This is a genomic window from Halonatronum saccharophilum DSM 13868, assembly GCF_000517025.1.
Taxonomy (GTDB): domain Bacteria; phylum Bacillota; class Halanaerobiia; order Halobacteroidales; family Halobacteroidaceae; genus Halonatronum; species Halonatronum saccharophilum.
Map to the genome: position 1 here is coordinate 421,003 of NZ_KI912097.1, position 6,707 is coordinate 427,709.

General features: G+C 36.2%; 8 protein-coding genes and 2 riboswitches. Of the genes, 7 read left to right on the top strand and 1 reads right to left on the bottom strand.

The window, feature by feature from the left end; translation table 11 throughout:
* Positions 1–183: 183 nt before the first annotated feature.
* The 7 genes from HALSAC_RS0113315 to HALSAC_RS0113345 all read left to right on the top strand — a co-directional run bounded on the left by HALSAC_RS0113315 (position 184) and on the right by HALSAC_RS0113345 (position 6,444).
* Positions 184–939: an alpha/beta hydrolase gene (locus tag HALSAC_RS0113315; protein WP_027340674.1), complete on the top strand. Its 756-nt coding sequence runs from the start codon at positions 184–186 to the stop codon at positions 937–939.
* A gap of 142 nt (positions 940–1,081) precedes the next feature.
* A riboswitch (molybdenum cofactor riboswitch) is annotated at positions 1,082–1,200 on the top strand.
* A gap of 20 nt (positions 1,201–1,220) precedes the next feature.
* Complete coding sequence (locus tag HALSAC_RS0113320; RefSeq protein WP_027340675.1) at positions 1,221–2,948, top strand: aldehyde ferredoxin oxidoreductase C-terminal domain-containing protein; 1,728 nt, start codon at positions 1,221–1,223, stop codon at positions 2,946–2,948.
* 14 nt (positions 2,949–2,962) lie between these two features.
* The gene (locus HALSAC_RS0113325; protein ID WP_027340676.1) at positions 2,963–3,199 is read left to right on the top strand and encodes a MoaD/ThiS family protein; all 237 of its coding nucleotides are present in this window, start codon (positions 2,963–2,965) and stop codon (positions 3,197–3,199) included.
* Position 3,200: 1 nt separating this feature from the next.
* Positions 3,201–3,869 (top strand): HesA/MoeB/ThiF family protein, encoded by a 669-nt coding sequence (locus HALSAC_RS0113330; protein ID WP_027340677.1) that lies wholly within the window; start codon positions 3,201–3,203, stop codon positions 3,867–3,869.
* A 7-nt stretch (positions 3,870–3,876) separates the two neighbouring features.
* Positions 3,877–3,993: riboswitch (molybdenum cofactor riboswitch) on the top strand.
* A 116-nt stretch (positions 3,994–4,109) separates the two neighbouring features.
* Complete coding sequence (locus tag HALSAC_RS0113335; RefSeq protein WP_035572026.1) at positions 4,110–4,916, top strand: ABC transporter substrate-binding protein; 807 nt, start codon at positions 4,110–4,112, stop codon at positions 4,914–4,916.
* 134 nt (positions 4,917–5,050) lie between these two features.
* Complete coding sequence (locus HALSAC_RS0113340) at positions 5,051–5,746, top strand: ABC transporter permease (protein ID WP_027340679.1); 696 nt, start codon at positions 5,051–5,053, stop codon at positions 5,744–5,746.
* Complete coding sequence (locus tag HALSAC_RS0113345) at positions 5,743–6,444, top strand: energy-coupling factor ABC transporter ATP-binding protein (protein ID WP_027340680.1); 702 nt, start codon at positions 5,743–5,745, stop codon at positions 6,442–6,444. Before HALSAC_RS0113340 ends, HALSAC_RS0113345 begins: the two co-directional genes overlap by 4 nt.
* Positions 6,445–6,526: 82 nt before the next feature.
* Here the strand turns inward: HALSAC_RS0113345 and HALSAC_RS0113350 are convergent, their stop codons facing one another.
* Positions 6,527–6,679: a ribbon-helix-helix domain-containing protein gene (locus HALSAC_RS0113350; RefSeq protein WP_027340681.1), complete on the bottom strand. Its 153-nt coding sequence runs from the start codon at positions 6,677–6,679 to the stop codon at positions 6,527–6,529.
* Positions 6,680–6,707: the final 28 nt, after the last annotated feature.

The following is a 6,707-nucleotide window of genomic DNA, read 5'->3' on the forward strand; positions in this document are numbered from 1 at the left end:
CTGGTGATGAGTAATCAGTAATGAGTAATGGGTAAAACCTTAAAAAACAGAAACCCCTTTGTACCTAAGACTTATAAGAGGTTTTGAGATTTTTGACTTTTACTCATTTACTCTTCACTCATTACCCATTACTAGTGGCACGAAAGTGACACTTTATTACTATAAAGAAAGGAGGAGAATGTTTTGGAGTATATTAATGAATATGCTAAGGATTTTTTCTTTGAAGGGGGGCAAGAAGCCTGCCTTCTTATTCATGGCTTTACGGCATCTCCTGCTCAGATGAGATACTTGGGTAAGTTTTTGTATAGAGAAGGAGGATATACAGTAAGGGGGAGCCGTTTGCCTGGACATGGAACCTCTGTGGATGATATGCAGGATAGCAATTGGGAAGATTGGTGGAATGCAGTTAGAGAAGAGTATGAGAGCTTGGATGAGAAGTATGATAAGGTCTATGTAATGGGCTTATCTATGGGGGGGATTTTATCATTATTGTTGGCTGAAGAATACCAAGTAGATAAGGTGATCTCAATAGCAGCACCAATTAAGATATATAACAAGCTAGCCTACCTAGCTCCAGTTTTAAAATTTATCAAAAGGTTTAATCATTCGCTACCTCAAGGTCAAGCTGCCAAGGAAAAAAGGGCCAACAAAGATAAATATGATGTTGGTTATTTAGCTACTCCCTTATCTACCATCCCAAGCTTATTGAAGTTAATAAAAATGGCTCGAAAGAACTTACCTAAGATAGATATTCCAGCTCTGATTATCCAGTCTAAGGATGATAGGACTGTTGTGCCAAAGAGTGCTCAAATAATTTATGATGAGGTCTCTAGTGATTATAAGAACCTTATCTGGTTAGAGAATTCTAGGCATTTAGTAACCCTTGGCCCGGAGAAGGATATACTACATAAAAAGATTCTTGATTTTTTAGAGGGTTAATACAAGTTAAAGTATTAATTATTTTAATTAGAATAAGAAGATGTTAAAGGTTAAGATAATATTAAATTTAGAAAAATAAAATTCTAAAATAATGAAGGTCTTTAAGGCAAATATCTAGAAATATTAAACAAGATTATTAAATTAAAACTTTCGCCTCCGAGTATTAAAACCTAAGGAGATGACTCTATGGATTTAATACCGTTAGGTTCTTAAAGAAATTTAAGAGCCTCCCGTGTTTGGAAAGGAGTAGTGAAAACTAACTGGAGGTGTATAAAATGAGTTTGAAGATTTACAGAGTTAATATGAGTGAAGCTAAAGTTAGTGTTGAGGATGTGAAGGAAGAATATCTAGCTTTAGGAGGTAGGGGTCTTACATCTCAAATTATCGGGGATGAAGTAGATCCAAATTGTCATCCATTAGGAGCTAATAATAAGTTGGTAATTGCTCCTGGGTTATTATCAGGGACTATGGCACCAAGCTCTGGCCGTTTATCCGTTGGAACCAAGAGTCCTCTTACTGGAGGTATTAAGGAATCTAATGCGGGTGGTTTGGCAGCTCAAAAGTTGGCTAAATTAGGTATTAAGGCAATCATTATAGAGGGCCAACCTAAGGAAGATAAGTTTTATACTTTAAAAGTAACTAAAGATGGTATTAAGTTTGAGGATACTTCAAGTGAATTATTAGGTAAAGGTAATTATGAAGTTATGGAAAAATTATTGGTTGAAGGCGGAAAGAAGGCTTGTGTAATGTCAATTGGGCAAGCAGGGGAATATAAATTAGAAGCAGCTTCTATTGCTGTAAGTGACCCAGAAGGTCGTCCTACTCGTCATTGTGGACGCGGGGGCACTGGTGCAGTAATGGGGTCTAAGGGCATTAAGGCAATAGTGATTGATGAAACAGATGCTCCTGGTGTTTTAGTTAAGGATGAAGAGAAGTTTAGAGGTGCTGCTCGTCGCTTTACTAAGAACTTGTTAAATCATCCAGTCTGTGGTGAGGGGCTACCTCAATATGGAACAGCAGTCTTGGTTAATATTTTAAATGAGGCTGGAGGTTTACCTACTAAGAACTTTAGAACTGGACGTTTTGATGGAGCAGAGAGTATAAGTGGGGAGACGTTGGCAGAAACTATAACTGAGCGTAAAGGTAATACTGCTCATTCTTGTCACCCTGGTTGTGTTATGAGATGTTCTCAGATCTATAATGATAAGGAGGGCAACTACTTAACTGGTGGTTTCGAGTATGAGACAATCTGGGGCTTTGGTGCTAACTCTGAGGTTGATGATTTAGATGCTATAGCTACTATGGATCGTATCTGCGATGATATTGGGGTAGATACAATTGAGATGGCTGTTACTATTGGAGTAGCTATGGAAGCAGGAATTATTGAATTTGGAGATGCTCAAGGTGCAATTAATTTATTAAAAGAGATTGGAGAAGGAACTCCTTTAGGAAGAATGATTGGTAATGGTGCTGGATTTACAGGAAAGGCTTACGGTCTTACACGTGTACCAGTAGTTAAGAATCAAGGTATTCCAGCATATGACCCACGTGCTGTTAAAGGTCAAGGTGTTACTTATGCTACAAGTACTATGGGGGCAGACCATACAGCAGGTTATGCGGTAACAGCAAATATTCTTGATGTAGGAGGAACAGTAGATCCACTTAAGAAAGAAGGTCAGGTTGAATTATCACGAAATCTTCAAATTGCTACTGCGGCAGTAGATAGTACAGGATTATGTTTATTTGTAGCTTTTGCTATCTTAGATGATGCTGAAGCTTTACCTAATGTTGTAGAGATGTTAAATGCACAATATGGTTTAGAACTTAGTGTAGGTGATGTTACAGAATTAGGTAAATCAATTCTTAAAGTTGAAAGAAAGTTTAATGAGAAGGCTGGATTTACTAAAAAAGATGATCGTTTACCAGAATTCTTTAAAGAAGAGTTCGCACCACATAATGTGACTTTTGATATTAGTGATGAAGATCTTGATGAAGTATATAACTTTTAGTAGGTGGTATTAATATGGAAGTGGAAGTGAGATTATTTGCTACATTAAGGAGTATATTGGCAAAGGAGGATCGGGGGGTAGGCATAGTAGATATAGAGGAAGGTAGTAGCGTTGATGACCTAATTGAATATCTAGAGATCCCCCGTGATATACCACTGATAATTATGATTAATGGTCAAAGAAAATCAGAAGAATCTCTCTTAAAAGAAGGGGATCGTGTAGGGATATTTCCTCCGGTAGGAGGGGGTTGAGATGGAATTCTTAGAGAGACAATCTTTAATCTTTGATAGTGAAGAGATGGACAAAATAACAAATGCTACAGTCTTGATAGGTGGTGTTGGGGGCTTGGGTACGCACCAAGCTCTTGAATTACAAAGAGTTGGAGTAAAGAAAATTTATTTAATAGACTATGATCGGGTTGGATTATCTAATTTGAATAGACAGATCCTTTATGGAAGAGAGGATATAGGTGCACCTAAGGTGGATAAGGCCAAAGAGCTTTTAGATAGCTTTGGATTGGGGACTGAGATTATAACTCTTGAAGGGAAGATTACTAAGAGTATGGATTTACCCCCTGATGTTGATATAATCTTTGATGCTCTTGATAACTTTGAAGCCAGATTGGATTTAGAAGAGGTAGCAACTAGATATGATTTGCCTTTGGTTCATGGTGGTATTGAAGCTTGGTCTGGTCAGATAACAACGATTATCCCAGGACGAACAGTTACTTTAAAGGAACTATTAGGGGGGAGATTTAGACCAAAGAGAAAAATCCCCGTCTTCTCTCCTCCAGTAGCCATAGTAGCTTCTTTGCAGGTGATAGAGGGGATAAAGGTTCTGCTGGGGCAGGAGGATATTCTTGCCAATAAGTTATTGATAGTCGATCTGAAAGATTATTCTTTAGAGAAAATTCAACTATAATTTAAAATTTGAGAGATATCTTCGAGCTATTTCACCTAAGGTTAAGGCTAAGGTGGTCTAGCCAGGGTTTAAGGGAAAACTTTTAAGCCTCCCACATTTGGAAAGAAGATAGAAAGTAAGGGTCAATCTATCTGTCTTTTATCAGAGGTTGGTCCTTGTTTCTTTTTATAGGTGTTTAATTTCTCAGCTTTAATTGGAATTTTTAAGAAGGGGTTGAAGTCTGTGCTAAAGACAAGTATTATGTATATAATTATAGGTATAATAATTTTATTATTAATAGGAGGAATAAAGGATAGATATATCGGATCAAATGAGAGGTTAATCTTAGCTACTACTACTAGCACGGATAATTCGGCTCTACTAGACAAGTTGATTCCTATCTTTGAAGAAAAAGAGGGGATTAGGGTTGATGTGGTGGCTGTTGGAACTGGGAAGGCTTTAGAGTTGGGTAGAAGTGGAGATTCTGATTTATTGTTAGTGCATGATGAAAAATCGGAATTAGAATTTATAGAGCAAGGATATGGGATTGATCGCTATAAAGTAATGTATAACGATTTTATAGTTCTTGGGCCAAAGGGGGATCCATCCCACCTTAAAGGGGCTACAAGTGTGGTAGAGGCTTTTAAGATGATTAATAAGGGTCAAAGTCTTTTTATCTCCCGTGGAGATTACTCTGGAACCCACAAGCAAGAATTATTTTTGTGGGATATAGCAGGAGTTAAGCCTGAAGGTAACTGGTATCAGGAGGTTGGACAAGGTATGGGATCAACTTTAATGGTAGCTAATGAGAAAGAGGCCTATATCTTAATCGATAGGAGTACCTACTTGGCTTATAGAGCAGATATTGATTTGGAGATTGTGTTTGAAGGAGATTCTTTACTCTATAATCTTTATGGTATTATGGCTGTTAATCCTAATCGGCATGATAATATTAATTATAAAGGGGCTACTAAGTTCATTAAATTTATAGTATCACAAAAAGGTCAAGAGATAATTAGAGATCATAAAATCTTTGGTGAAAGATTATTTAATCCATTAAACTTATAATAAATAGATATTACTTGGTGGATATTAATTTTTAACTGAGATAGAGCAAATCTATTGGCCCACTTATTTGAATGTTTAAGAATTAGAGATTTAAACTAACTTACATATGTTATTTATTGGAGAGGAAGGTTATAGTGGAATATATTTTAACTGGAGTTAGAGATGCAATAGGATTAATCTTAACATTAGACCAGGAAGTTATAGGTATAGCATTATTATCTATCAATCTCTCTCTTGTAGCCATTTTATTGGCCTCGCTTATAGGGATTCCTCTTGGTTTTTTAGTTGGGTATTATAAATTTAAAGGAAGAAGGTTTATAATAACTCTCTTAAATACTTTATTAAGTTTGCCACCGGTAGTTATAGGAATCCTAGTCTTTTCTTTTATCTCTAAACAGGGTCCTTTAGGAGAGTTTGGACTATTATTTACCCCTCAAGGGATTATTATTGGACAGACTATCTTGGCCCTTCCTATAATAACCGCGTTAACAGTAAATACAGTTAAAGAGTCGGAGCATCAAATAGTAATTACGGCATTATCTCTAGGAGCTTCATCGGGTCAAGCTCTATTAACTTTATTAAAAGAGGTTAAATTTGGGATATTAGGTGCAGTAATTACTGGCTATGGGAGAGTTATTGGGGAGGTCGGAGTTTCGATGATGATCGGTGGGAATATTAGAAATTTCACTAGAACCTTAACGACAGCCATTGCTTTGGAGACTGGTAAAGGAGAGTTTAGTTTTGGAATTGCTTTGGGTATAATTTTGATGTTAATCTCATTTATAATCAATTTAATACTACATAGTTTTCAGGAAGGTGGTAGTTGGTGAGAGATATATTAAGGGGAGAGGATATAGTCAAGTATTATGGCGGAGAGAAGATATTAGATATTGGAGGTATTAGAATTAAGAAGGGTAGAATATTAGCATTAATGGGGCCTAATGGTAGTGGTAAGACGACCTTGATTAAAGTTCTTAGTTTTTTAGAGCAAAGAGATGGAGGAGAGATATATTATCAAGGGGAGAGGGTAGAAGGCAAAGGCATACTTAACTTGCGTAGAAGAGTAGGTTTTGTCTGGCAAAAACCCTTACTTTATAGAGGTTCAGTATATGATAATATTGCCTTGGGATTAAAGTATAGAAAGATAGAGAGGAAAAATATTAGAAGAAAGGTTGATGAAATTCTAACTAGGCTAAGGATAGATAGTTTAAGGGATAAGCAGGCAAGGAGTTTATCTGGTGGGGAGCAGCAGAAAGTTTCCTTTGCTAGAACTTTAGTCAGCGATCCTAATCTGATATTCATCGACGAACCAAATACAAGCCTTGATATGGATAGTATATTATTAATGGAAGATATAATTAAAGAAGAGAGAAAAAAGGGGGTTAGCATCTTATTGATTACCCATAACCTCTATCAAGCAAGAGAGCTGGCTGACGAAATTTTATTATTAAAGGATGGAGTGATAATTGATCAAGGAGGAGCAGAAGAAATCTTTGTACGAGAGCAGAAGTTACTAAAGTATTTATAGAACTAAAAAGGGGTGATAGAAGTTGAAGTCCACTCGCAAACCACTGTGGCTTGCCCTGTGGTAAGAGTGGACGGTCTTGATCTTACTTTTTATGCTTTTCAAGTAAATCTTTAATAGCTTCATCAAACAATTTAGATTTAGGTATTCTAGTTTCTTTGGAAATATTATTTAATTTATCAATTAAATTTTTATCTAAAGTAGTAGCAATTCTTTTTATTGTAGTTAAATCTGACATAATAAACACCTCCCAACCTAATTATAAT